22 protein-coding genes, 1 tRNA gene and 1 pseudogene are annotated in these 24,189 nt (G+C 67.0%); 9 read left to right on the top strand and 15 right to left on the bottom strand.

Annotated features, from left to right (window positions below; genetic code table 11):
- A pseudogene (locus GRX66_RS02915) lies at nt 1–1,065 on the bottom strand (alanine--tRNA ligase-related protein); the annotation flags it as partial.
- Nucleotides 1,066–1,105: 40 nt separating this feature from the next.
- On the bottom strand, nt 1,106–1,600 hold the full coding sequence (locus GRX66_RS02910) for a helix-turn-helix domain-containing protein (RefSeq protein ID WP_159525189.1): 495 nt from the start codon (nt 1,598–1,600) through the stop codon (nt 1,106–1,108).
- Nucleotides 1,601–1,897: 297 nt separating this feature from the next.
- Here GRX66_RS02910 and GRX66_RS19405 point away from each other — a divergent pair, with 297 nt between their 5' ends.
- From GRX66_RS19405 to GRX66_RS02890, 5 genes are all read left to right on the top strand, one after another.
- On the top strand, nt 1,898–2,062 hold the full coding sequence (locus tag GRX66_RS19405) for a DUF7560 family zinc ribbon protein (protein ID WP_201292895.1): 165 nt from the start codon (nt 1,898–1,900) through the stop codon (nt 2,060–2,062).
- Between the two features lie 127 nt (nt 2,063–2,189).
- The gene (locus GRX66_RS02905) at nt 2,190–2,648 is read left to right on the top strand and encodes a pyridoxamine 5'-phosphate oxidase family protein (RefSeq protein WP_159525188.1); all 459 of its coding nucleotides are present in this window, start codon (nt 2,190–2,192) and stop codon (nt 2,646–2,648) included.
- A 201-nt stretch (nt 2,649–2,849) separates the two neighbouring features.
- Complete coding sequence (locus GRX66_RS02900; RefSeq protein ID WP_159525187.1) at nt 2,850–3,497, top strand: helix-turn-helix domain-containing protein; 648 nt, start codon at nt 2,850–2,852, stop codon at nt 3,495–3,497.
- A 257-nt stretch (nt 3,498–3,754) separates the two neighbouring features.
- The gene (locus GRX66_RS02895) at nt 3,755–4,180 is read left to right on the top strand and encodes a winged helix-turn-helix domain-containing protein (protein WP_159525186.1); all 426 of its coding nucleotides are present in this window, start codon (nt 3,755–3,757) and stop codon (nt 4,178–4,180) included.
- Nucleotides 4,164–4,361 carry a hypothetical protein gene (locus tag GRX66_RS02890; RefSeq protein WP_159525185.1) on the top strand — a complete coding sequence of 66 codons (198 nt, stop codon included), beginning with the start codon at nt 4,164–4,166 and terminating at the stop codon, nt 4,359–4,361. The genes GRX66_RS02895 and GRX66_RS02890 overlap by 17 nt, the downstream gene beginning before the upstream one ends.
- Before the next feature lie 215 nt (nt 4,362–4,576).
- On the opposite strand, the gene GRX66_RS02885 is transcribed toward GRX66_RS02890, so the two are convergent.
- Nucleotides 4,577–4,661 (bottom strand) — tRNA-Leu (locus GRX66_RS02885).
- Between the two features lie 199 nt (nt 4,662–4,860).
- Between GRX66_RS02885 and GRX66_RS02880 the strand changes: the two genes are divergently transcribed.
- Both GRX66_RS02880 and GRX66_RS02875 read left to right on the top strand, forming a co-directional pair.
- The gene (locus GRX66_RS02880; protein WP_159525184.1) at nt 4,861–5,544 is read left to right on the top strand and encodes a hypothetical protein; all 684 of its coding nucleotides are present in this window, start codon (nt 4,861–4,863) and stop codon (nt 5,542–5,544) included.
- 93 nt (nt 5,545–5,637) lie between these two features.
- The gene (locus tag GRX66_RS02875) at nt 5,638–6,201 is read left to right on the top strand and encodes a DUF420 domain-containing protein (RefSeq protein ID WP_159525183.1); all 564 of its coding nucleotides are present in this window, start codon (nt 5,638–5,640) and stop codon (nt 6,199–6,201) included.
- Nucleotides 6,202–6,249: 48 nt separating this feature from the next.
- On the opposite strand, the gene GRX66_RS02870 is transcribed toward GRX66_RS02875, so the two are convergent.
- From GRX66_RS02870 to GRX66_RS02860, 3 genes are all read right to left on the bottom strand, one after another.
- On the bottom strand, nt 6,250–7,017 hold the full coding sequence (locus tag GRX66_RS02870) for a hypothetical protein (protein WP_159525182.1): 768 nt from the start codon (nt 7,015–7,017) through the stop codon (nt 6,250–6,252).
- Between the two features lie 131 nt (nt 7,018–7,148).
- The gene (locus GRX66_RS02865) at nt 7,149–9,077 is read right to left on the bottom strand and encodes a DsbA family protein (protein ID WP_159525181.1); all 1,929 of its coding nucleotides are present in this window, start codon (nt 9,075–9,077) and stop codon (nt 7,149–7,151) included.
- A gap of 208 nt (nt 9,078–9,285) precedes the next feature.
- Nucleotides 9,286–11,181, bottom strand: coding sequence for a glycosyltransferase family 39 protein (locus tag GRX66_RS02860; RefSeq protein ID WP_159525180.1), 1,896 nt, complete (start codon nt 11,179–11,181; stop codon nt 9,286–9,288).
- A 349-nt stretch (nt 11,182–11,530) separates the two neighbouring features.
- On the opposite strand from GRX66_RS02860, the gene GRX66_RS02855 reads away from it, so the two are divergent.
- Nucleotides 11,531–13,459, top strand: coding sequence for a thioredoxin domain-containing protein (locus GRX66_RS02855; protein ID WP_159525179.1), 1,929 nt, complete (start codon nt 11,531–11,533; stop codon nt 13,457–13,459).
- 140 nt (nt 13,460–13,599) lie between these two features.
- Here the strand turns inward: GRX66_RS02855 and GRX66_RS02850 are convergent, their stop codons facing one another.
- The 9 genes from GRX66_RS02850 to GRX66_RS02810 form a co-directional block, all read right to left on the bottom strand.
- A complete protein-coding gene (locus tag GRX66_RS02850; protein WP_159525178.1) occupies nt 13,600–14,523 on the bottom strand; it encodes a glycosyltransferase in 924 nt (307 codons plus the stop codon).
- A 1-nt stretch (nt 14,524) separates the two neighbouring features.
- A complete protein-coding gene (locus tag GRX66_RS02845) occupies nt 14,525–15,550 on the bottom strand; it encodes a DUF354 domain-containing protein (protein ID WP_201292894.1) in 1,026 nt (341 codons plus the stop codon).
- A 58-nt stretch (nt 15,551–15,608) separates the two neighbouring features.
- Nucleotides 15,609–16,907, bottom strand: coding sequence for a nucleotide sugar dehydrogenase (locus GRX66_RS02840; protein WP_159525177.1), 1,299 nt, complete (start codon nt 16,905–16,907; stop codon nt 15,609–15,611).
- On the bottom strand, nt 16,900–18,291 hold the full coding sequence (locus GRX66_RS02835) for a nucleotide sugar dehydrogenase (protein WP_159525176.1): 1,392 nt from the start codon (nt 18,289–18,291) through the stop codon (nt 16,900–16,902). The genes GRX66_RS02840 and GRX66_RS02835 overlap by 8 nt, the downstream gene beginning before the upstream one ends.
- Complete coding sequence (locus GRX66_RS02830; RefSeq protein ID WP_159525175.1) at nt 18,288–18,869, bottom strand: N-acetyltransferase; 582 nt, start codon at nt 18,867–18,869, stop codon at nt 18,288–18,290. The genes GRX66_RS02835 and GRX66_RS02830 overlap by 4 nt, the downstream gene beginning before the upstream one ends.
- Nucleotides 18,870–19,070: 201 nt before the next feature.
- Nucleotides 19,071–20,060, bottom strand: a complete 990-nt coding sequence (locus tag GRX66_RS02825; RefSeq protein WP_159525174.1) for a Gfo/Idh/MocA family protein — start codon at nt 20,058–20,060, stop codon at nt 19,071–19,073.
- The gene (locus GRX66_RS02820) at nt 20,053–21,174 is read right to left on the bottom strand and encodes a DegT/DnrJ/EryC1/StrS family aminotransferase (protein WP_159525173.1); all 1,122 of its coding nucleotides are present in this window, start codon (nt 21,172–21,174) and stop codon (nt 20,053–20,055) included. The genes GRX66_RS02825 and GRX66_RS02820 overlap by 8 nt, the downstream gene beginning before the upstream one ends.
- A gap of 244 nt (nt 21,175–21,418) precedes the next feature.
- The gene (locus GRX66_RS02815; RefSeq protein ID WP_159525172.1) at nt 21,419–21,940 is read right to left on the bottom strand and encodes a DUF7344 domain-containing protein; all 522 of its coding nucleotides are present in this window, start codon (nt 21,938–21,940) and stop codon (nt 21,419–21,421) included.
- A gap of 102 nt (nt 21,941–22,042) precedes the next feature.
- A complete protein-coding gene (locus GRX66_RS02810; protein ID WP_233745258.1) occupies nt 22,043–22,951 on the bottom strand; it encodes a glycosyltransferase family 2 protein in 909 nt (302 codons plus the stop codon).
- 235 nt (nt 22,952–23,186) lie between these two features.
- On the opposite strand from GRX66_RS02810, the gene GRX66_RS02805 reads away from it, so the two are divergent.
- Nucleotides 23,187–24,092 (top strand): hypothetical protein, encoded by a 906-nt coding sequence (locus GRX66_RS02805; protein WP_159525170.1) that lies wholly within the window; start codon nt 23,187–23,189, stop codon nt 24,090–24,092.
- Nucleotides 24,093–24,189: the final 97 nt, after the last annotated feature.

The raw sequence follows: 24,189 nt of genomic DNA, 5'->3' as shown, positions 1-24,189 counted from the left end.
GGGGCGCGTCGTCGCCGGCAGCGACCACCACGTACGTGCCACCGTCGCCGCCCGCGACAGCGACCACATCCCCGTCCGTCTCGACGGCGTCCTTCGCGGCCTCGCCGACGGCGTTCGCGTCGAAGCCGTCGACCGTTCCCACCCGCCAGGTCGCGCGTCCTTCTGGACGGCGTCGAGGCCGGCGACGCGCGAGTCTAGCACCTCGCTTTTGAGGTCCTCGAGTTCGGCTTCGAGGTCCGCGGCGTCGGCCTGCAGGCGCTGGACGGCCGCCCCGAGTTCGTCCTCCGGAACGCCGAGCGCAGCCGCGGCGTCCAGCGTCGCGCGCCGGACGTCGGCCCGGTGTTCGACCGCCGACGGCCCGACCGTGAACTCCACGCGCGTCAACCCCTCGCCGGGGTTCGACCGCGAGAGCACCGAGACGGGACCGATTTCCCTGGTGTTCCCGACGTGGGTGCCGCCGCAGGCCGCGACGTCCCAGTCCTCGACAGTGACGATGCGAACGGTATCCGCGTCCGCCATCACGCCCTCCTCGGTCTTCGTGTTGAACGCCACGTCCTCGCGTTCGCGCGCGTCCTCCGCTGGAATCTCCGTCCACGAGACGTCGTGGGAGTCCCAGACCGCGCGGTTCGTCAACCGCTCCAGTTCCACGAGCACGTCGTCGTCGATGTCGGTGCTCGTCTCGAAGTCCACGCGCACCTTCTCCTCGGAGATGTCGAACCCGCCGTACCCGAGGTCCTCGAGGACGCGCCGGCCCGCACCGTACAGCACGTGACTCGCGGTGTGTGCGCGCCGGCAGTACCGCCGGAACTGCGGGTCCACCTCCGCCCGCACCTCGTCGCCAGCCTCGACGTCCGGGGCCTCGGCGAGATGGTGGACGACGTCGCCGCCAGTGGATTCGACGTGCTCGACTGACGCGCCGCCCAGCGTGCCCCGGTCGGCCGGCTGGCCGCCGCCCTTCGGGTAGAAGTACGTCTCGTCGAGCGTCACCGCATCGCCGTCGACGCCCGTCACCGTCGCGACGAACGACGTCGTGTACGGGTCACTGGGTGCCAGTGTGTCTGCCATACGCGTCGGGAGTCGCTCCCGGTAGAAAAGCGAATCGCCGCTACTCGTCGCTGAGTTGCACGTCGAGGAAGTCCTCGAGCGCCGCGACCACCGATCCGCCGACGCTCGCCTGCGTGGCGCGGCCCTGCTCGACGGCGAGCAGGTCGGACTCGTCGACGTCGAGTTCCGTTGCGAGCTCCTCGCGCTGGAGGCCGGCGTCCTGGCGGGCGCGGACGACGCGCTCCCCGTAGTCCGAGACCAGGTACGGGAGCTGGTCGCGCTCGTAGTCCGTCCCGTTCTCCTCCCAGTGACTGGAGTCACCGGTCGCCTTGTCGAGTGCGCGGGCCGTGTTCTGCGCGGCCTGCTTCTTGCGTTCCTGGTCCGTCTCCCGCTCGGTGTCCGGGGTCTCGTCGTGGCTGCTCGCGCAGTCCGGGCAGACTGTGAGTTCCGCGCCCGCGACGTTCGCCGACTGCAGCGAGTCCGACGCCGACCCGCAGAGCTCGCAGGTCTGGCCGCCGCCGCCACTGCCGGCGCCACCGGTCGAATACTTCGGCATACGCTGCTGTATGGAGGCGCCGACATTTTAATACCCCGCTTGTCGGCCGGATACGCCAGGTCGACCCCGACTCGCGACGCACGAACCCGGGAAGCCACCGACCGCGTGCCGTTCGCTGGTCCTGCACCGGGTGGTTCGCGGTCGCCTGGTCGCTGTCCGGCCGCTGCGAGTCTCGGGTCTCCGCGCTCACGGGCGAACTCGGGTGGTCACTCCCGTCGACCCGGCAGGCTGTGAGGACTTCCCAGAGATTTGGAAACAGGGGGGTTCATTTACGGGGAGCGAGCATACGCTCAGTTGATGACCGCCAGTGAGGAGTTCACCTTCGTCTGCCCGGACTGCGGTGAGTCCATGGAGGTCAATCCCGCGATGAAAGACGCGCTCCTGGAGAACGGATGCGTCGTCTGCGGGGCTGAACTCACACCCGCCGCATTTTCGACGTCCAGCCAGTCACTCGACCAGTAACGACGACACCGAGAACGCAAACGCCCTCACTGGCGCCTGTGTCTCCACTTCTCGGCCTCTCAGGGAGTCCGACGAACGCGGATGGGCAAGTATAAAGATATTCCCGAACAAGGACGGGATATCCACTATGGCCCTGGAGAAGCAGACCGAGATGTCGCAGTCCGAGACGGACGCGCTCCTCGGCCGCCACGAGACTGGCGTTCTCTCGCTCGCTCGCGACGACGACCCGTACGCGATCCCCATCTCCTACGGGTACGACGCCGACGAGCGAACGTTCTACCTTCGACTCGTCTCCACGCCCGACAGCGAGAAACGCAAGTTCCTCTCCTCGAACCCCGACGCGCGACTCGTCGTCTACGAGGAGGCCGAACCGACGTACCGAAGCGTCGTAGTCACGGGCGAACTGGTCGAGGTACCCCGGGACGCGATGACAGTCGAGCACATCGAACAGTACGGGGACGCCAAGCGCCCGCTGTTCGAGATCTGGGGCGATTCGAAACCCGAACTGGACATCAAACTGTACGAACTCCGGACGGACTCCATCAGCGGCCGACACATCGAACTCAGCGAGCCGCGCCACGATTGAACGCGATCGGATGCCGGCTTCGAGGCCGCTGACGCCGCGCTCCACAGACGACGCACCGACGGGCAACGGCGTCCTCGTCGTCCGCATTCGGCTGCTTCTCCGCGTCGTCCTGCCGACTCGGCGCTGCCGTCTGCCGGCACACACGCCAGGGGTTTGCTTGGACCCGCACGCTCAAGTGCGGACGCGGCCAACGCCGACACGATGACTGGCGGGATTCGCGTGACGGTTGCGTTCCCGGCGCCACCGGTCTGTCCGGTCGCGTCGCTCTCCGAGCGCGCGAACACCGTCATCAGCGACGTTTCCACGAGCGTCGCGGCCGCGTCGGACGCCACCTGCGTCACGGAGTTCCTCGTCGACGCCGAGGCCGTTCCCGAGGACTACGAGGACCCGGTCTTCGAGTACGCGGACCGCCACCTCCACCGCGTCGTCCACGACGCGGACGCGGACTGCCCGTGCGTCTGCCTCGGGGAGTACGACACGCCCATCGACCGGTTCTTCGCGCGCTCGGGCGACCTCGAAGTGGTCTTCCACGCGCGGGACTTCGAGCAACTCCAGGCCATCGTCGCGGAGTTCCGCGAGCGCTTCCACGAGGTCGACATCCAGCGGATGGTGCGCGCCCCGACCGGCGGCACGTCCCGAGACACGGTGTTCGTGAACCGCGGGAAGCTCACCGCCCGCCAGTACGAGGTCCTCCAGACTGCCTACGACATGGGGTACTTCGAACAGCCGCGGGGCGCGAACGCCGGCGAGGTCGCAGACGAACTCGGAATCACGGCGTCCACGCTCACCGAACACCTCACGGCGGCCCAGCGCAAACTGCTCGGCGACGTTCTCGAGGAAGACGGCTGACGCCTGCGGTGGCCGCAGCCGCGCCAGCCCGTCCCGCTCCGACAGCCCACACAGCCGCGACGGTCCGCGCCGCTGCGGCAGCGCGCGCCTGCGACAGTCCCTCCGGTCTCGGTAGTCAGTGCGCTTCTCGGCGGCACGTACGTGCCCACCGAACCCCGCTGGCGCGGCTCCAGAAACCGGGAACCGTCCGTTCGTACTTAAACCCCCCGCGATACAGGGGTCGTACACTCCTCCCCCCGGAGGGCATTCCTCGTAGTATGAGCCAGAGTCACCGGCCGGCCGCGTTCCGCTCGAAGCCCGCAGACGAACCCACGAAATTCACCGACAGCGACGCCATCCAGGGCGTGCTCGACGCGGTCGACGACGCCGACTGTCGCGACATCCTCGAAGCTACGTGCGAGGGCTCGCTGACCGTCAACGAGATCGCCGACGCCTGCGACCTCGCGCAGTCCACTGCCTACCGCAAGGTCGACATTCTCTCGGACGCCGACCTGCTCGACGAGTCGCTGCGCATCCACCAGTCGGGCAAGCACGTCAGCGAGTACGCCTGCGGCCTCGACGACCTCACACTCTCCATCGACACCGAAGACGGCATCTCCCTCTCGGTCTCGCCCGCGGACGCAGACGCAACCGCCTCCTTCGGCACCTCGTTCGCCACCCAGGGCAATGTCGCAGACGACTGAGAACAATTACGCGTCCCTGTTCGTGGACCTCACCGGACGCGACACGATCACCGAACGCCGGACTGACGGCCCCGACCGGCGCCTCCAGAACGACGACGACCGCGACGTAACCACGTACGTCGCCGACAACGCCCGCGAGCACGGCCTCGACGACGCAATCGAAGCCCCCGACACCGAGTAATCGGCTGTTTCTCCTTGTCCGCGGACGGCTCGCCGGCGACGCGTATCCTTCGACGGCAGCGCGACTAGGCAGTGTCGAGTCTCCAGTCGGGGTCCCGGTTGCACACAGCCAGCACTACTGCTACGGAGTGTGGTTCTCGGAAGGATTGTGCGTGGGTGATGTCCCGGGAGGGGAATCACCGTGCATCGCGTCTGGGGAATTACACCCCGGTGCGATGCGTGGGACCGGATTTGAACCGGCGAACCTCTACAGGACAGCGCCCTCAACGCTGCGCCTTTGGCCTAGCTTGGCTACCCACGCTCGCTACGTGCGTTCGCAATCAACCGTACCCACCGACCAATTAAAACCCCTACGATTTGGGCGCCTGCCTGCGAGTGTGGGTCACGACGCCACAAGGGGTCCTGGCGTTCACCCCGTCGAGGCTGCGTCCCCGCGCTCGGCATGACACTGCGACGAACATTTGGAAAACGTCTTGAGGCCGGGCGCTGGCGGGTGTGGTATGATAGCGGACTCGCCGCTGGTCGACACACTCTCCACCATCGAGTTCACGGACACGACCTACGACGACGTCGCACTCGCGCTACAGAACGCCGAATACGCGGACGGCGACGCGGCTGGGTTCGCCACGGACACCTTCCAGCAGGACGCCATCTCCGCGAACCTCGTCGTCTCGTCGCCGACGACGGTCGAGGCGTACGACGCGGGCACCGGCGACGTCTCCGAGCAGGAAGTCGACCGCACCGAACTCGTGCCGTTCCGCATCGACTTCGCGAACGACCTCCTGGAGGTGTTCGCGAGTCGCGCAGACGCTCGCTCGGTCCAACAGCACCTCGGAGCCCTCGACGAAATCGACGCGACGTTCGGCGACTACACTATCGACGTCCCGTCGCTGCACGGTGCTCTGCAGGCCAGCGACCTCGACGCCACGCCGACGTCCGTGCGCATCCGTAACTTCTCCCCGATGGCGCACACGGACGGCGACTGCTTCCTCCGCCTGGACGGCGACGCGGACGTCGACGGCCTGCTCGACGAGTACGGCTCGAACGTCTACTTCCTCGGGACGAAGCTGGTACACGACGGCCGGGACCTCACCCTCGGGTTCTACCAGAGCGGCGCGGTCCAGCTGTACAGCAAGACCGACGCCACCGAGGACCTGCTGGACCGCCTGAAGGACGCAATCTAGGCGTCGGCAGTGCTGCCCGTGGCGCATCCCCGTGGAGTCAGTCAACGGACCGGGTGAACAAGTCTCAAGTAGCTCTTCGCCCCAGCCACGGGTATGCCAGACGGGTTCGCTCGCCGCAACGTCACGTCGCTGACGGCCGTCCTCTCGGCCGTCTCGCTCGCGCTCGTGGTCGCCGCCGTCCGCGGGGTCGTTCCCGCGTCGCTCCTGCCGCGAGCGCCAGACGCCGTCCTCGCCGCGATTCCGACCGTCAACGCCGTCCTGAGCGCCGTCGCCATCGTCACAATTCTCGCGGGCGTGCGCGCGATCCGAAACGGGAACGTGTCCAGACACCGGGCGGCGATGGGCACGTCAGCCGTGCTGTTCGCGACGTTCCTCGCGCTGTACCTCTACCGCATCGTCGTGGAGGGGACCACGCACTTCGCCGGTCCGGACGTCGTGTACTCGTTCGTCTACCTCCCGGTGCTGGTCGTCCACATGGGGCTGGCAATCGTCTGCATCCCGCTCGTGTACTACGCGCTCTTGCTCGCGGGGACGCGGGATGTCTGCGAGATCCCCGCGACGAACCACGCTCGAGTCGGCCGCGTCGCGGCTGCGCTGTGGCTCGTGTCGTTCGCGCTCGGCATCGTCGTCTACCTGCTGTTGTACGTCGTGTACTGACCGACCGGACGGACGACGCGTGGGCCTCGAACGCACCGAGTCCTGCATTCACGGCGCCCACGACGGGGGGTCGACGTCCGTCGCGTTCGACCACGTGACGTCCATCTGTCGCCTGTACGCCGCCGTGTTCGCGTCGTCGTTCCGCGTCACCGACAGCGAGCGAATGCGGCCGCTGGACGCCACTTCCACGGTGGCGTCGAACACGCGCTTGCCGTCCTCGGTGAACTCCGTCTCCTGGGCGACGAGTGTCGTCACCGTCCGTCCGTCGCGGCGGTCCGTGTCCACGACCTGGAAGTCGTGCCCAGTCAGGGTCTGTCTGAGAACGTCGATGCGAGTCACCTGCTTGGCGACGAACTCGCTGCGGTGCTCGGCGGGGTCGGTAGTCACCGTGACGTTCTCCCCGCTGCCCGCTCGGGTCACGATGGCCGACTCGTTGGCGTACGTCGCGTGGTATCTGGTGACCACCGAGCCGTCGTCGCCGAACACCTCGTACTGCTGCTGGCGGTGGACCCTGGTCAACCCAGGCGTGCTGCGGACGGTGGACAGGGATTGGAGTGTCACGGTGCCGTTGGTATCTGGCAGCGTCACCGACTGGGTCACCTCGACGACGGCGCCCGCCTGCCGCGTCCGGTCCTGGTGGGCGGCCAGGAGTGTGTTCGTCGACACGACGGCAGACTCGTTGACGCCTGGCGGATACGGCGACGCTTCGACGGAGTCAGTCGTTTCGTCGGGGCCATCTGGGATCGGGTCGGCGCCGCTACAGCCGGCGAGGACGAGCAGGGCGGCGACAGTGACGGCGGGGAGGGCAGACCGCATACGCCTCCCTGTTCGTGGCGCGTACACAAAACGTGGCTGCCTCGACACCGAACCCGGTTCTGGCGGTCGCCGCCGCCGCAGGCTGTTCGGGGTCGCCGGCTCCTGAGAGACGACGACCGCTGCCGGTTGTACTACAGCCGCTCGCGAATCCAGGCATCGAGGTCGTCGCGCTCGTGGGGGTCGTCGCGGTCGACCCACGTCATGTCGCCGTCGAGGAGGATACACGGGATCCCCTCCGGGATGCCGTGCTCGGCGGCGACGTCTGCGGTGTCGGCCCGGGTGTCGGCGTAGTAGTTCTCGAGGGCCCGCACGGTGATTTTGCCGTAGTTACGGATGCCGAACGCCGTGAGGAAGTCACTGCCGCTCTCGTAGGAGTCGAGGTCGTAGGCGTGGTGGTTCTCGTACGCCCAGCTGAAGAAGTCCCAGAACTCGGACCACTCGTGGTCCCAGACGCCCTGGAGCAGGCCCGCGAGGAACTCGCCGCGCTCGCTCTCGAGACCGTAGGGGCGGAAGCGAACGTTCAGTTCGCCGGCCTCGACGAACTCCTGGAGGAGGTGGGGCATCGCCAACAGCGCCGCCTCTTCGTCCTCGCTGTCCTCGAACCCCATGAACACGTCAGCGGTCACCGTGTCGTCGTGTCCCATCGTCGCGTACGTCAGCCTGCTGGAGCCGCTGGGCCACGGGGCATCGGCGAGCGAGTTCGTGTCGGTGGACGTGGTCTCCATCCCGGTGACACCGCTCGGGAACGCACAGGCGTCGTCGAGTGTGAGTCCGGAGACAGAGATGTCGCCGTCGTCGTCGACGATCTCGGTGCCGGGCACGTTGATGTTCACGTTCTCTGCGCGGTTGCTCGATGCGTCCCGTTCGGCGACGACGCCGTCCCGGTAGTCGCCGGTCTGGTGGATACAGACGTCCTTGATGACGTTGTTGTCCCGGCGCAGACAGATTGCGGAGCGATACTTCGCTTCGCCCGTGATGGCGACGTTCTGGATTGTATTCGTTCCCGGGTCCGTTATCTCGGTGGGTTCGTCGACGAGGATGGCGCCGGCGCCCCGGGTCCCGTTGGAACCGACGCTGGTGTACTGTTCGCTGACGTAGATGCGGGAGTTGCTGAGGTTGAAGTTCCCGCCGGACATCGCACCGACGACGCCGCCGCCGCCCTGGCCGCTCTCCATGACGATCTCGCAGCCCTCGATGTCGACGGGGCCGTGACCGTCGGCCACCCGGATGCCGCGGGAGTTGTCGTGGTCCATGTGGTCGTCGTCCACGACGACCTTCGCGTTCTTCACGTAACTGCCGGGGCTGCCGAGGCGGATCTGTGCGATGTCGTTGTTCTTGTACACGCCCCCCTCGACCTGGACCGGGCCGTCAGAGGACGAAGCGTAGAGGCCGTTGTTGCCGAAGCCCTCGACGTGGCAGTCGCGGAACGTCACCGTGCCGGTCGTGTTGACGTAGATGCCGACTGGGTCCTGGGGGATGCTGCCGTCGGCCATCCGGAGGTTCTCGACGAGGATGTGACCGTTCTCGTCCCAGGCCGAGAACCCGAATGCCGTCGTCTCACCGTCGTGGTAGCCGCGTTTGGTGATGTCGCGGACGACGACGTTGTCGAAACCGCCGAAGGCGACCTGCGGGTCCGTGTTCTCCGCTGAGTGGTCGAGGACGAATCCCTCGAAACGGAGGTCTCTGACGAACCCGCCGCCGATCCAGAGGTCGCGGTCGTAATCGGGCCCCGGGACGAGCGTGGCGTCGCCCGTCCCGACCATCGCGAAGTTACGACGTTTGTAAAGCCCGAGTTTATTGAGTTTGTAACGCCCGTCTGGGAACTCGATGCGGGTGTCGTCCACGTTGTACTCGGCGAGCACGTCGTCGATGGGTTCCTCGCCGGTGGGGTCGGCACCCGCGTCCACGATATCGACGACCGTGTCGTACTGGGACGTCTCGGCCGAAACAGTGCCCGCGAACGTGAGTCCCGCGAGCGCCGCACCGGTAGTTTTCAGATAGCTTCTACGACTGTGAGAGTGTCCGCTAGGGGTGGTGGCGTCGAACACGCTAACCACCATTAGATGTGTCTTAATAGTTTTTTCCCTAATTACTAAGGTTGTAAAATAGTCAGCCGGTGGAGGTATGTCCGGGGGAGGATAGCGCCGTCTACCGATTGTCAGGAATCCCCACGATTTTACAAGTTATAAAGTTATATCGAAAACTTGTTCTCCGAGAAGCGACAGAACCGAATTCGGGCCGTTACGCCGACCGCTCAGAGGGGCCTCGTCACGACTCCAGTCTACAAAGCGACACGTCTCCCGTGGTGTAGAGGTGACTCCGGGTGGACGGACACACCTGTTCGCGGGAGACCTGCTCCAGTCGCGACGTCCTGTTCTCGTCTGCGACCAGCGGCGCGCCCTCCGACTGGTAAGTCCGGTACAGGACCAGCTCGTTCACCGCGCGGCCACCTCTCGGCACCTGCATCGTCGCAGTCGTGTGGGTGTCCGTCCGCTGGAAGATGGCCGTGTACGGCGCGTCCGTGTAGATGGGCGGTGTCTCGGCTGTCGTCACGTCGCCGACGGTTCCCACGGCGTCGACCTCCGACTCGGTGAACGCGTACCGCGGCTGCTTCGAATCGAAGACGGGGTTGTCGATGGTGGCAGCACCCGAGACGAGCATCGTCCCCGGGAGCACCAGCACGAACACCACGAGACCGACCGCGACGAGCCGCGGATTCAGGTGGTAGACGAGATACCGAAGCCCGAGCGCGCCGACGATCGCCATCGGCACGTACATGAACGCGTACCAGCGCCCGGGCAGGAACAGACTCACGCCGAGTATCGGGAGCGCGAGGACGACGACGGACATGACGCCGATGGTGGCGACCTGGAACAGGCGGTCGTGGGTCCGGTTGTGGGACTGGAGGACGTAGTACGCCCCAAGGCCAGCAACGAACAGGAACGCGAGGAAGCCGAAGATGTCGATGTACGCGACGACTTTCGTCAGCAGGGTCGCGCTCTCGGCGCCCGCGGTCGAGGAGACGTTCTTCGAACTCGAGACGTCCAGCATCTCGGTCGATCGGAACAGCGTGTTCCGCAGGCGGAGCAACATCACACTCGTGAACGACTCGCCGGAGTACGGCGTGATGCTCCAGTCCAGCGTGACGAAGCCGGCCGAGAACGCGAGCAAGCCGGTCACATTCACCGGTTCCCCCTCGGGTGCAATCCAGTCGCTCTGGACGAGCACTTGTGTGAGAAACGCCAGCGTCACCACCACCAGCGTGACGAACGCCGACAACTGGTGCGTGAGAGTGACCGCGACGATGGCGCCGACCAGGAGGCCGACGTCGCGCGTCCGGTACTCCTGGAGGACGCGCGCGAGGTACGTCATGAAGACGACGAAGAACGCCAGCCCGAGGCTGGTGGGGATGACGTGCAGGCCCCAGCGGATCACTTGCGCGCTGATCGCGAACAGCGCCGTGGCGAACAGCGCCCACCGGGGTTCGGTGAACCGGCGCGCGCCGTAGTAGACCAGTCCGGACGCGAGGGTCACCACGACGCCGACCGACAGGTACAGCGCCTCGCGATTCGGGAGGTCGGTGAAGTCTGCCGTCACGGCCACGAGCAGGTGGTAGAACGGGGAGGCGACGTACTTCGTGTTCATCGCGCGGAGGGAGTCCTGGACTCTGATGCCCTCCACGTAGGCGATGTGCGACCAGACGTCGATGCCGATGTAGCTCGTGTACGAGTAGAGGCCGACGAAGCGGACGGCGAACGCGAGCGCGAGCACTTCCGCGAGGACGACCCCCGGGCGCAGGTCGGTGTCCCTGACGAACAGGATCTGGAGAAACAGGAGCGAACCGACGAGGGCCGCGCCGTCGTAGAACAGAATCGTGCGCTGTCCGACGATGCCGCCGTACGCGAACAGGGCGGCGACGCCGCCGAACGCGAGTGCTTCGAGCGCCCGTGCGGTGGTCGTGGAGACAGTGGGTAGCGGGTAGTCGAGCGCGGAGTCGGTCCTGGTCGCGAGCAGGTACAGGATGGACGCGAGTCCGAGGACGAGTGGCAGCGTCGTCGCGTAGACGTGCGAGACGACGAACCGGAGCGGGAAGATGCCGAGAGCGGCGAGCAATCCGAGTACCGCTACGACGCGGTCGAGGCGTCTGCGCGCAAACCAACCCATCGCATTCGGATTCTGGCGGGGGCCGGTTTATTATATGTCGTGTAAGAGCCGGCTGTACAGTGTCTAATCCCGGTTTGCACTGGGTCCGGGGCTGGTGTAGCGGTCCGTCGTGGCGGCGGTCTGACGTGCGTCCACCGGCGCGCGTTTCGGGTCTCGAACGCACCCGCTGTTCTACGGCCGCGCCGGTACGTAATAAATTGAATATGTTCTCTTTGCATGGGGTCTTGGACTGGCTTTAACGCCGGGAACAACCAACTAGCACCAACATGTGGAACAACTGACCCATGAAAAGAATGTATCATGTAGTATTTCCGTCAGTTATATCTCTGCGTCTTCCCACGTCTCCCCTGTGCCAGACCCAATCACGCTGTCACGGCGCTCACTCCTGAAGAGCACTGGCGTCGCGGTCGGATCGCTGTCGCTCGTCGGAACGGGTGCGGCGACGCTCGCGTCGGACTACGACACAGTCGTGGACGTCGTCGAGGAGGGTGCCGACCCCACCGGCGAGGACCCCGTCGACGACGTCGTCGAAGAACACGTCGACGACGACACGCTCATCCGGTTCCCGGAGGGTCGCTACGTCGCCAACAACCTCGATTTCACGGGCGCGACGAACGTCGCCGTGGTGGGCGACAACGCGACACTCGTCCCCGGCCCCGACTACGACGTCGACGTCTGGATCGGCGGTGCGAGTCTGCGCGACTTCCGCTTCGAGGGGTTCGTCCTCGACAACACGGCCGACGAACACCACCCGACAGTCGGGTTCTCCGCCTACGACGACCTGGTCGTCCGGGACGTCCGCAAGAAGGGGTCCCACGAGGGCGAAAACACCGCCTTCGGCGTCTCCATCTGGGACGAAGACGGCGACGGCTACGTGGAGAACCTCCGGATGCCCGACGGCAGTGAACCCCAGACGGCCGTCGGCGTCTACGTCGACTCCAAGGGCACGGTGACGTTCCGCGACTGCCACGTCGAGGGCTTCGGCAACAACGGCCTCTACGCCTCGCACTCCGAAGGGCCGGTGCACGTCGAGGGGGGCGTGTACAAGAACAACGACATCGCCCAGATCCGCCTCGGCAGCCCCGGCAGCTCGGTCACCAACGCGACCGTCGCGGTCGACGAACCCCACCCCGAGCACGACAACTCCCGCGGCATCCGGGTGGCCGACGGCCCGGGCCCCGTGGAGGTTTCGGGCTGCGAGATCGTCATGGAGAGCGGCCAGGGCGGCGGCGGCGTCGTCAACGCGTACTCCGGTGGTCGCCTCCGCCTGCGGAACTCCCGCATCTACATCGGCGAAGCGTACGCGATTGTCGGCTCCGGCGGCGACTCCACGAGCTTCGCAGTGTTCGTCGACGAACCGACCGGTATCGACGACCCGGGGACGACCACCATCGAGAACGTCGCCATCACGGGCGGGGGCGCCTACCGGGGTGCGGCCTCGATCCGGCGCGACGACGTCGTGGTCGAGGACGTCTGCGTCCACCAGACTGGGACCGACCGCGACGGCCTCGTGTTCACCGACACAGCGCAGAACTGCGCCGTCGACAACGCGACCATCGACGTCCCCGGACAGGTCGTCGCCGGCGGCGGTGACGTCGACGTCAGCGGCATCGACTCCACGGGGACCTGTGCGATGCCGGACGCGATCAGCGGGGGCGACGACGAAGCCGCGGACGACGACGCGGGCGAACCGAGAACCGGGCCGCCGCTCCCCCAGGGCGTCGACGAGTACACGTACGGCGTGACGGGGACTGACCCCGGGAATCCGACTGCGACAGTCTACGGGAACTTCAAGTGCCCGTACACGCAGGAGTTCGTCCAGGGGAACTTCGAAGCCATCGGCACCGAGTTCGTGGCGACCGGCGACCTGAACGTCCGGTACCGCGACGTCGCCCACCAGCCCGACGACCCGAGTGAATCGTACGTCCTCGAGGACCCGTCGAACGACCTCGTCTCCAAGGTCGCACTCGGCGTCTGGGACGTCGAGCCCGAGAGCTACTGGGCGTTCTTCGAGTACGTGTTCGACAACCAGTCGGCGCTCGACTGGACGTCGCTGGACGCCCTGACTGACGCAATGGAAGCGGCGGGCGTCAGGAACCACGGAAAGGTCAGCGCGCGCGTCGACGACGACAGCTACGAACGTCCGGTCCGGCAGACGACCGCGGCCGCCGCAGACCTCGGCCTCTCGTTCGTGCCGCAACTCGAACTCGACGGCGACACGACCCCGCCGCACCACGAGACCGACGCGATTCTCGACTGGATCGAGGCGCGCCTGTAACCCACCGGCGTCTCGCCCACCGGTCAGCGACGATCGGTGTCTGTCTCCGCTCCGGTGGCGGACGGTTCATCCGCGGCCCTCCGCCCGAGCGGTCGTCGGTAGTATCCGCGGAGAGAACGCTTCGGAACGTCCAACGCGGGTTACGCTTCGACGACGCTCCGGTAGACGTCGTGGAGGCGTTCGCCCGTGCGTTCGCTGTCCGGAAGTTCCAGCGTCGACGTGCCGTTCGACCGCTCGCCCGCCGCCAGAACGTCGGTGAGGGCGTCCACGAAGCCCTCGTCCGCGCTGCAGACGTGGGAGTGTTCGACGCCGTCCAGCACGGCGGACGCGAATCCGACGTCCGTGGAGACGACGGGCACGTTGCAGGCGGCGGCCTCCTTGACGACCATCGGGCCGCTCTCGTGGTCGGAGGTCACGAGGACCGCGTCGCTGGCGTTCATGTACAGCGGCACTTCGTCGTGGGGGACGCCCCAGATCCAGCGCAGTTCGACCGGGTCCTCGATGCGGTCGTCGACCGCCGCGACGATACGTTCCGCACGCGGGTAGTTCTTCACCCCCCTATCGGGGTGGTACGGGAACAGGACGATCCGGGGGTCCGGCTCCCAGTCGACCTGCTGGCGGGCCGCAGCCCGCGGAATCGGCCGGAACGTCTCAGTGTCCACGGGGAACGGAATCACGCGGTGAGGGACGTCGAACGCTCGCGAAATCGGTTCCGACGGGAGCACGACGGCGTCACTGGCTCGCGCGGCCGCAGTGCTCACCGCCGTCAGTCGTCTCGACTCCCCGAGCACCTCCGAGCCCCACAGCGAGAGCACGACGGGGCGCGTCGGCTGTGCGAGCGCGAACGGTCCGACGAGCCCGTAGTTCGCGTGCACGAGGTCGTACGAACCGATTCCCTCCCGGAGCACGCGCTGGTAGAACTGCCGGTAGGCGTCGAGGGTGGCTGGCGTCCCGTCGGCGTCGGGAACCTCGACGGTGGTACAGTCGACGCCGCGGGCTTCCAGCGCCTCCACCTGCTGTTCGAAGAACGGCGACGCGGTCGTGACGATCTGGAGTACGTGCATCTCAGGCCGTGCCACAGATCTCGTTCACTGCCGCCTCGAGGGGGTCGTCGACGTCCGCGAGGAGGTCGACGCGGCGGCGCTCCCAGTCGTATTCCGCTTCGTGCTCCAGCAGTTCGACGGTGCGCTCGACGGCGCGCTCCTGGCGGCTGTCGCCGTGACAGCGGAAGAGCAGGCCGTACTCTTCGGCGAGTGCGTCCGTGAGCCCGGTCTCGAGCGTATTCACGTACACCGCAGGCGTACCCAGGACGCCGCTCTCGACGGCCATCGTCGCGCCCTCTCCGACGAACGCGTCGGCGTAGTACAACAGGTCGTGCATCTGGTGCGGACGGATGTCCACGCAGCGGTCGGCGAAGCCCAGCGGGACGTCGCCCTCCGCAGTGAGGAGGACGCGCGCGCCGGTGCTCTCGATGCGCTCGATGACCTCCGCGACGTCGTCGAACCCGCCGTTGTTGGCGTCGTGGGCGGCGGTCCACGCCACCGACCGCAACACGACGTACCGTTCGTCCGCGTCGACCGCCGCTTCGTCGAGTATCGAGGGGTTGGGTGTGAACCGGTCGGGGTGGAGGTAGACGAGTTCGTGACACCCGTCGTAGCGGTGGTGTTTCGCACCGTGGTCGTCCCGGTAGTACCGCGGCGTACAGATGCGGTCGGCCAGCGGGAACGCGAGCGCGTTCGTGAGCGTCGCGTGCTCGGTGTCGGTGAACACGACGCACCTCGCGCCGACGAGCTTTGACACGTGGGCGACGGAAACGCCGCCGACTGCGGTCATGACGTCCGGTGACAGCGGCGCGACGCGTCGGAGCAGCCGCCACTCGTAGGCGAGTTGGCCGACTGCCCGCGGCCCCGGCGAACGGCCGGGGCCCGCCAGTGCCTCGTACTCCAGGCCGTACGTGTCCAGTAACGCCCGGATGATGGGTTCGTCGCGGGCGAACACGTGGACTCGGTGGCCTCGCGACTGGAGTTCGCGAGCGACGTACCGGTAGAGGTGGACGTGTCCGGGGTGCTGGATGCTGATTACGACGTCCACGACAGGACCACCTCGTCGAGGGCCCGCGTGCGGTCTGTCCGTGTGACTGGTCTGGCGGTCATAGCTTGTCGTAGACGAATCCGTTTGCTTCGGCTCGGTGCTGGTCGACGATTCCGGGAACGTCGACGAATACCGGGTCGTCGTCGAGGTCCGCGGCCATCGCCGCGAGGTCCGGGTCCCGGAACTCGTCGTGGGCAGTCGTCAGGACGACGCCGTCGTACCCCCTGAAGTCCGCCGAGTCGTGGACGTCGACGTCGAAGGTCCGTCGAATACTCGCGTCGTCTGCGTGCGGGTCGTAGCCGCCGACCGTCACGTCGTAGGACTGCAGCGTGCTGACGACGCCGCCGACCGCGGAGTTCTCCACGTCCGCGACGTTGGGTTTGTACGCGAGTCCGAGGAGGAGCAGGCTGCTCTCTGCGAGCACGCGCCCAGTGTCGTTGAGCGCCCGCAACGCGAGCCGCGCGGCGTGCGTGGGGACGTGTTCGTTGATCTCGCGGGCCTGCAGGATTAGTTTCGGCGAGAAACCGTCGCTCTCCGAGCGGTAGACGAGGTACAGGGGGTCGATGGGGATGCAGTGCCCGCCGACGAGCCCCGGGCTGTAGGTGTCGTCGAAGTTCCACTTGGTCCCCGCCGCTTCGAGCACGTCGTGGGTGTCGAGGTCCATGTGGTCGCAGGCCATCGCGAGTTCGTTGATGAGCGCGAGGTTGATGTCCCGCTGGACGTTCTCGATGGCTTTCGCGGCCTCCGCGGTCTCGATGTCCGGCGCCGGGTGTATCTCGGCGTCGACGATTCGGCCGTACAGCGACACGAGGTCCTCGCGGACCGTCTCGCGACCGGCCCCGACGATTTTGCTCACGTCCTCGACCCCGCGTCCGTCGACGCCCGGTGAGACGCGTTCGGGGGAGTACCCGATAGCGAACTCCTGGTCGACCGCGTACCCGGAGGTGGCTTCGATGGCGGGCACCAGGACTTTCCTCGTCGCCCCAGGGTACACTGTCGACTCGAGGACGACAGTCGTCCCCGGTGTGATGTACTCGCCGATGGTGCGGCCGGACGCCTCGACGTACTCCAGATTCGGGTTCTGCATGTCGTCGACCGGCGTCGGAACGGTGACGATCACGTAGTCCGCGCGACCGATTGCCGCCGGATCGTGCGTGAACGAGGCGTTCGAGGCCGTGATCCTGCTGTCCCCGACTTCGCCGGTCGGGTCCGTGCCGTCAGTGAGTGCGGCCGTCTTCGCCTCGTCGACGTCGTACCCGACAACGTCGAGGCCGGACTCGTCGAACGCGAGCGCGAGCGGGAGCCCCACGTACCCGAGACCGACCACGCAGACCACGTCCTCGGACGTCTCAGTCATGCAACCCCACTCCGCGGTAGTCGACGTCCACCGCGTCACGCAGGTGCGTGAACTCCTGGCGGCCGTCCACTACGAGTAACTGCCCGCCGGGCCGCCGCAGCGACCTGACGTCCACGGACGCGAACGCGTCCTGGGGGGTCACCAGGACGACGGCGTCGAACGTGTGGTCTTCGAGCCGGGTCACTGACTCGACGGTCGCGCCGACGTCCTCGAACGCCGTGTAGTCGTCGAGGACGGGGTCCACGGCGGTGACGTCCGCGCCCACGTCGTTGAGGTGTTCGACGATCGGGAGCGCGGGCGTCGAACGGATTTCGGCGATTCCTGGTCGGTACGTCAACCCGAGTACCGCCACGTCAGCCTCACTCGGCGGGACGCCCGCTTCGCGGAGGCCGTTGAGCGCGAGCTCTGTCGTGTACAGCGGCATCATCTCGTTCGTCTCCCGTGCGGTTTCCATGAGGTGGCTGGGCGTCTCGAATCGCTGGATGAGGAAGTGCGGGTAGTACGGGATGCAGTGCCCGCCGACGCCCGCGCCGGGCGTGTGGATTTCGCAGAACGGCTGCGTGTTCGCGGCCTCGATGGCGTCGACGACGTCGATACCGAGTTCGTCGGCGTGCCGTCCGAGTTCGTTCGCGAGCGCGATGTTGACGTCGCGGTAGACGCCCTCGAAGACCTTCACGGCCTCCGCCGTGGTGGCGTCCGCGACGGGAATCACGTCGTTGTTCGTGAGTTCCCCGTAGATCAGTTCTGCGACGCGCGTGCTCTCGCCGTCGATGCCGCCGACGACCTTCGGGTAGGCGCCGCGGACGTCTCGGAGCGCGCGGCCGCTGGACGTCCGCTCCGGGCAGAACGCCAGGCCGAACTCCGAGCGGTCGAGCCCGCTGCGGTCCTCTAGCAGCGGGAGCAGTTCGTCCCGGCACGACCGCGGCGGGAGCGTCGACTCGAAGACGACCATATCGCCACGCTCGAGTCCGGCCGCGATGTCCGCCGCGACGCTCTTGACGACCGACAGGTCCGGCTTGTCGTCGTCGTCGACGAGCGTCGGGACGATGACGACGTGGATGCTGACGTCCTCGGCGACGCTCTCGCCGTCAGTGAATGCTTCGAGCGCCCCCTCGACGACGTTCTCCCGGACGAGGCTATCCAGACCGGGCTCCCCCTGTATTGGATTCTCGCCGCGGTTCACGGACCGCACCACCTCGGGGTCGACGTCCACGCCCGCGACGTTGCCAGTGGTTTCCGCGTACACCGCCGCGAGCGGGAGCCCCATCTTCCCGAGTCCGTACACGCCGACGGGCACCTGTCCCGAGACGAACACGGAGCGCTGGCGGTCCGCCGCGAGATCCGATTCGTAGAGCTTCACGCGTTCGTCGAGCGCGCTGGTCATCGGCCGTTCCCTCCGTCGAGGACCTCGGGTAGTTCGCGGTACTCGGCGGGCGCGCCGACTGCGAGCGTGTTCGGGGGAACGTCCCGGGTCACGACTGCGCCGGCCGCGACGAATGCGTCCGCTCCCACGGTGACGTCCGGGAGCAGCGTCGCGTTCGCGCCGACCGATGCCCCGGGTTCGATGGTGGGGCCGACGTTCTCGACCTCCTCCCGGAGCGGGTACGGGTCGTTCGTCAGGACCGCGTACGGCCCGAGGAACACGTCGTCGCCGACGACCGTGTTCCGGGGGACGTATACGCCCGATTGCATGCTCACGTTCGACCCGATAGTCGTCCGCCCGTCGACGACCACGTTCGTACCGACGAGGACGTCGTCCCCGATTGTCGTGTCCTCCCGAACGACCGCGTTGTGGCCGGTCCGGAACCGGTCGCCGACCTCGACGTCGGCGTAAATTATCGTGCCGGAGCGGACCCGCGCGTCGTCTCCGAGCTGCGCGGCTTCGGACGCGCCGTCGTACTCGTAGCCGACAGTGGCGTCGGGATCTATCGCACAGTCGGCGCCGGTCGTTGGCACCGTCATGTGTCTCGCTGCGTCTGCCGTCGTCCCTCGACGGACGCGTCCGTGGCGACAGGCCATCTCTGACGCGATTGGTGTTCGAACGTCGTACTGCCAGTCATGACGTGTCGGGGACAGGCACGTAGACGCCTTCACTATAAATCCGATAAGCGCCGCGTTACAGTACCGTTAAGCGAAACTCCGTGACTGAGCGGGGATTGACCCTCAGCTCGGCATGACTTCGGACCGATCCGACCGACGCTCGCCGTGGACGCGGTCGCTCTCGACCGCGTGGGCAATCTCCAGCACGCGGAGGCCGTCCTCGCCGGTCACGCGCGGCTCCGCACCGGCGCGGGCGGCCTCCACGAACGCTCGGAGCTCTCGCTCGAGTGGTTCCGCGTCCTGGACGGCGATCTGCTCGACGACGTCCTCGCCGCGGCAGTCGACGTCCCCGATGTCGTCGGCGAACTCGGCCGCCGAATCACGGTGAATCTCGACCGTCTGCTCGAGCAGGTCCGCTTTCACGCGGCACGTCTTCGCGGAGACGGTGAGCTGGCGGACTTCCTCCTGGGTCACCCGGCTCGCGGTCAGGTTCGACACCACGCCGGAGTCGAACTGCAGGGTGCCGACGGCGTAGCGGCCGTTCGCGGCGCCGAACGCGCCACAGGATTCGACGGATCCGTCGACGAGCGTCCGCACCAGGTCGATGTCGTGGATCATGAGGTCCATCGTCGCCGTGTCGTCGATGTCCCGGTCCGGCGGCGGACTCAGGCGCTGCGCGTGCGTCGCAATGACGTCGAGGTTCGAGACGATGCGTTCGAGGGCCTCCACGACCGGATTGAACCGCTCGACGTGACCGACCTGGATTATCGCATCGTTCCGTTCGGCGCACTCGATGAGCTCCCGGCCCTCCGCTGGCTCGGCGACGAACGGCTTCTCGACGAGCACGTCGACCCCGGCCTCCAGTGCGCGCCGCGTGATGTCGTAGTGGTACTGCGTCGGCACCGAGATGGAGACGACGTCAGTCTGCTCGAACAGCACGTCGTCTTCGACCGCGGTCGTTCCGCAGGCTGCCGCGACGGCGGCCGCCTGCGACTCGTCCGCGTCCGCGACGCCGACGAGCGAGACGCCGGACAGCGAATCGTAGACGCGTGCGTGGTTCTGCCCCATGCTGCCGACGCCGACGACGCCCGCGCGGACGGGATGTTCAGACATGGGCGACTGTCACCTCTTCGGAGAGCACCCGACTGACCCGCTCGAGGTCGCGGTCCGAGAGGCCGGGGTGGACGGGCAGGGAGAGCACCTGGTCGGCGACCGTCTCCGCGACCGGCGCGTCGCAGTCGACGTGATCGAACGCCGGCTGTTCGTGGATCGGGATCGGATAGTAGACGCCGGTGTCGATCGCGTTGGCTTCGAGGGCGGACGACACCTCGTCCCGGTTCCCACACCGTACGGTGTACTGGTGGTAGACGTGCCTGCGGCCGTTCGGCTCGGTCGGCGTCACCAGGTTCGTGTCGGCCAGCAGCTCGTCGAGCATCGCCGCGTTCCGCCGGCGCGCTTCGTTGTACTCGGGGAGCTTCTCGAGTTGCGTCCGGCCGATTGCGGCGGCGATGTCCGTCAACCGGAAGTTGTGTCCGACGTCGACGTGCTCGTAGCCGGCGCGGTCGCGGCCGTGATTGACGAAGCGCGCGGCGTTCCTCGCGATGTCCTGGTCGTCGGTCGTGATCATCCCGCCCTCGCCAGTGGTCATGTTCTTCGTCGGGTAGAACGAGAAGCACGCGACGTCCCCGTGCGTACCCACGGGATTGCCGTCGTACCGTGCCCCGTGGGCTTGCGCGGCGTCGACGACGAGCGGTACGTCGTGGTCGTCGGCGACCGCCTCGAGTGCGTCGACGTCAGCGGGGAGTCCGTAGAGGTGGACGGCCAGAATCGCGTCGACGCCGCCGGCTTCGGCGCGGATGCGTTCCACTACCTCGTCGGGGTCGAGCGTGTACGTCTCCGGATCGACGTCCGCGAACGTGGGTTCGGCGCCCGCGAGCCGGATCGCGTTCGCGCTCGCGACGAACGAGAACGGCGTCGTCACGACCGTGTCGCCGTCGCCGACGCCGACGGCTTCCAGCGCGGCGTGGAGGGCCGTCGTTCCGTTCGACGTGGCGACGGCGTGGGTAGCGCCCGATTGGTCGGCGAACTCCGACTGGAACGCTTCCACCTCGCTGCCTTCCGCGAGCTGCCCGGACTCGAGGACGTCGACGACGCGTTCGGTCTCTTCGGTGCCGATGTCGGGGGCCGCAATCGAGATGTGGTCGGGGGACTGCCTGGACTGAGTCATGCCGCGACCACCCCGGCGTCGGTGCAACCACACCAGTGCTCGGCGATGCTACGACGAGGACGGCAGTCGGCGCCGCTTCGACCACGGCAGCACTCGCTTCGGTGCCGAGTTGTGCCCGACTGCGGTCCATCGCACTGGCGTACGGGGGCCGTTCGCTTGCTTAGTACTGGCACTATGCGCTCGTCCGCGCCAGACTGGCTTTATTATGAGTTTGTTAGAATACCGGACGGCGCCCCGCGCCGTGTCACGACCCGCCCGCGTCGGGACGCCGGGCCAGCCGATAGACGGCCGCACCGACCGAGGCGACCCCGACCAGCACACCGACCAGGACGGCCGCAACCGTTTCCCCGAGAACGAGGGCAGCGAGGACGGTCGCCGAGAGCGTCACGCCCAGCGTGGCGAGCAACGGTCGCCACCGCCGTCGGTCACCCGGCTGCTCCGAGTCGGTGGGTGTCGACGCCTCGGTGCTGACCGGTGAGTCGGATTCCGCGTCGTGGTGGCCGACCAGTCCCTCCCGGCTGTTGAACTCGATGACGCCCCTGTCGTCGAGGGCCGGCAGGTCGACGTCGTGGAGTTCCGTCCTGACCTGGCGTCGGTCCGGCGACTGCGCAGTCGAGCGCTCGGCCTCCCACTCGACGACGTAGTCGGTGAGCTGGTCGATCGTCATCGGCGTCTTCTCGCGCTCCAGGACGGCGACCACGTGCTCGCGACGCCGGCGAGTCGTTCCCGGGCCGGAGTCGTCAGACCTCGAGCGGTCGACTGTCAAGCTACTCGGACAAAAGCGGCCGAACGCACTTAAATTAGGTTGACCGGGAGGATGTTGCGCGAACAGTGGCCGAATACGCTGAGAACGGTCGCCGACCGCCGGTCACGGACTGGACGGCGTAACGCCGGAGACGACAGCCTGGAGCAGTCCGGGAAACTGGCGGACGCCCGGAACCGACGCTCGTCGCGTGTGTCGGAGTGCCTCGCGGAACTGCCCGTCCTGGAAGTAGAACTTCGCGAGGAAGCGGTGGTGGACGCCTCGAACGTCGTGGCCGTCGTGCTCGAGGGCGTCGACAGTGTCCGAGAACTTCGCGAGGTACTTTCGGTCCGAGCGCTCGATGATCGATGCTGGGGGTCGCCCCGTGTCGTACCGGTGCACGAGCGTCTCGTCGACGTACGCGAGTTTCCCCTGGCGGAGCACGCGAATCAGGAACTCGGGGTCCTGGAACCGCTGGAAGGAATCGTCGAACCCGTCGATTGCGTCGACGACGTTCGCCTTCACGAGGAGCGTCGAGCCGGCGCTCGTGTGGAGTCGGTCGAGGAGCACGTCCTTCACGAGCTCGGCGCCGCCCTCCGCGCCCTCCGTTTCCGCCAGCCGGCACAGGCCGGCCGCTCTGGCGAACTCCGTGAGGACGCCGGCGTCGTCGGCGATCTCCACGCCACAGTAGACCGCGACCCACTCCGGCGGCCGGCGTTCCAGCGTTGCGACCTGGCGTTCCAGCTTCCGGGGCAGCCACTCGTCGTCGGAGTCGAGGAACGCGATGTACTCGCCGGAGGCGTGCTCGATTCCGGTGTTCCGGGCGGCACTCGCGCCCCGGTTCGTCTCGTGCCGGATGTAGGTGAGTCTGTCGTCGTCGTAGCTGTTCGTCACGTTCCTCGTGTGGTCCGTCGACCCGTCGTCGACCACGATCAACTCGAAGTCCTCGAAGGTCTGTGCGAGCACGCTCTCGACGCTCCGGTGGAGCATGCGCGCCCGGTTGTACGTCGGGACCACGACGCTGACAGTCGGCATTTGAACGGGGGAAGGTACACACCCCTCCCGTTTTACTATACGAGGGGTAAGCCGCGTTCGGCGGGGGGAGGTGTGGCGGCCACCGGTCGCTGCGTCGACGAACTGGTTTACACTGCTCGTAAGCCGGCTGCCTAACAGGCAGATAATAAACACGCTACGGGCCGGCGAACACAGCATGGCTGATAGCCAGCCGACTGTGAGACGCTACGGAATTGTCATCGGAGTGGCCGTTCTGATGGTCACTGCGGGCTGTGCCGGGTTCGGCACGTCCGGGGAACAGCCCACGCAGACAGAAACGAACGCTTCGACTACGCAACCGACCGAAGAACAGACGACCCAGTCCGACACGGGCCAGACGACGACCCAGTCCGACACGGACAACGGCACGAGCGACGGTGAGACCCGTTCGGCGGCAGCGAGCGGGCGGATGGCGGTCGTCGTCGACGACGAACGCCTCGACGTGTCTGCGGCCTCGGAGGCCAACGATACCTCGTCGTTCTGGATCGAAGACGCGGGCGCAACCGCGGAGTGGCAGCGAACAGACGAGGACGTCACGCTCGCCGAGGGGCTGTCGAAACTCGGCGTGAACGTCACAGAGAACGGTATCGAGTACGAGGGGACGACGTACCAGGACACCGAGAACGACACCAACGTCGCGGTGCGCGTGAACGGTGAATCCGTCGACGCCGACGAGTACGTCCTCCAGCAGGGCGACGAGGTCTGGGTCGTCGCGATCACGCACCCGCTCGATCAGTCCGTCCCCGGCGACCACATCGACCACGACGAACTGCACGTCCACGGCCACGTGAACATGACTGTCGACGGCGAGAACGTGAACTTCAGCAAGCCCAAATACGAGACGCCCGGCCACAACCAGCACTTCCACTTCGAGGGCGACTCTGCGCCGCTGTGGCACGCGCATTCGTGGAGCGTGACCATCGAGTACGGCATGAGCACCCTCGCTGGCATCAACGTCACCGAGGACAGCATCACGTACGACAACACGACCTACGAGCGCAGCGACCCCGGCACGTCGTTCACCATCGAAGTGAACGGTGAATCGGTCGACCCGAGCACGTACGTCCTGAAGGACGGCGACCAGGTCACGATAGACGTCGAAACCGAGAACGGGACGAGCTAGGCCGCCCTCGACGTTCGGAGAACCGCCGAATTTTTCGCGTCCGTTCATCGAACCGACCCAAGCGCTGGGTCTGCGGTCGAGTCCTGCTTCCGGGTCA

This window comes from Halobacterium bonnevillei (assembly GCF_009831555.1).
Taxonomy (GTDB): domain Archaea; phylum Halobacteriota; class Halobacteria; order Halobacteriales; family Halobacteriaceae; genus Halobacterium; species Halobacterium bonnevillei.
This window is presented reverse-complemented; position numbering and strand designations above follow the sequence as displayed.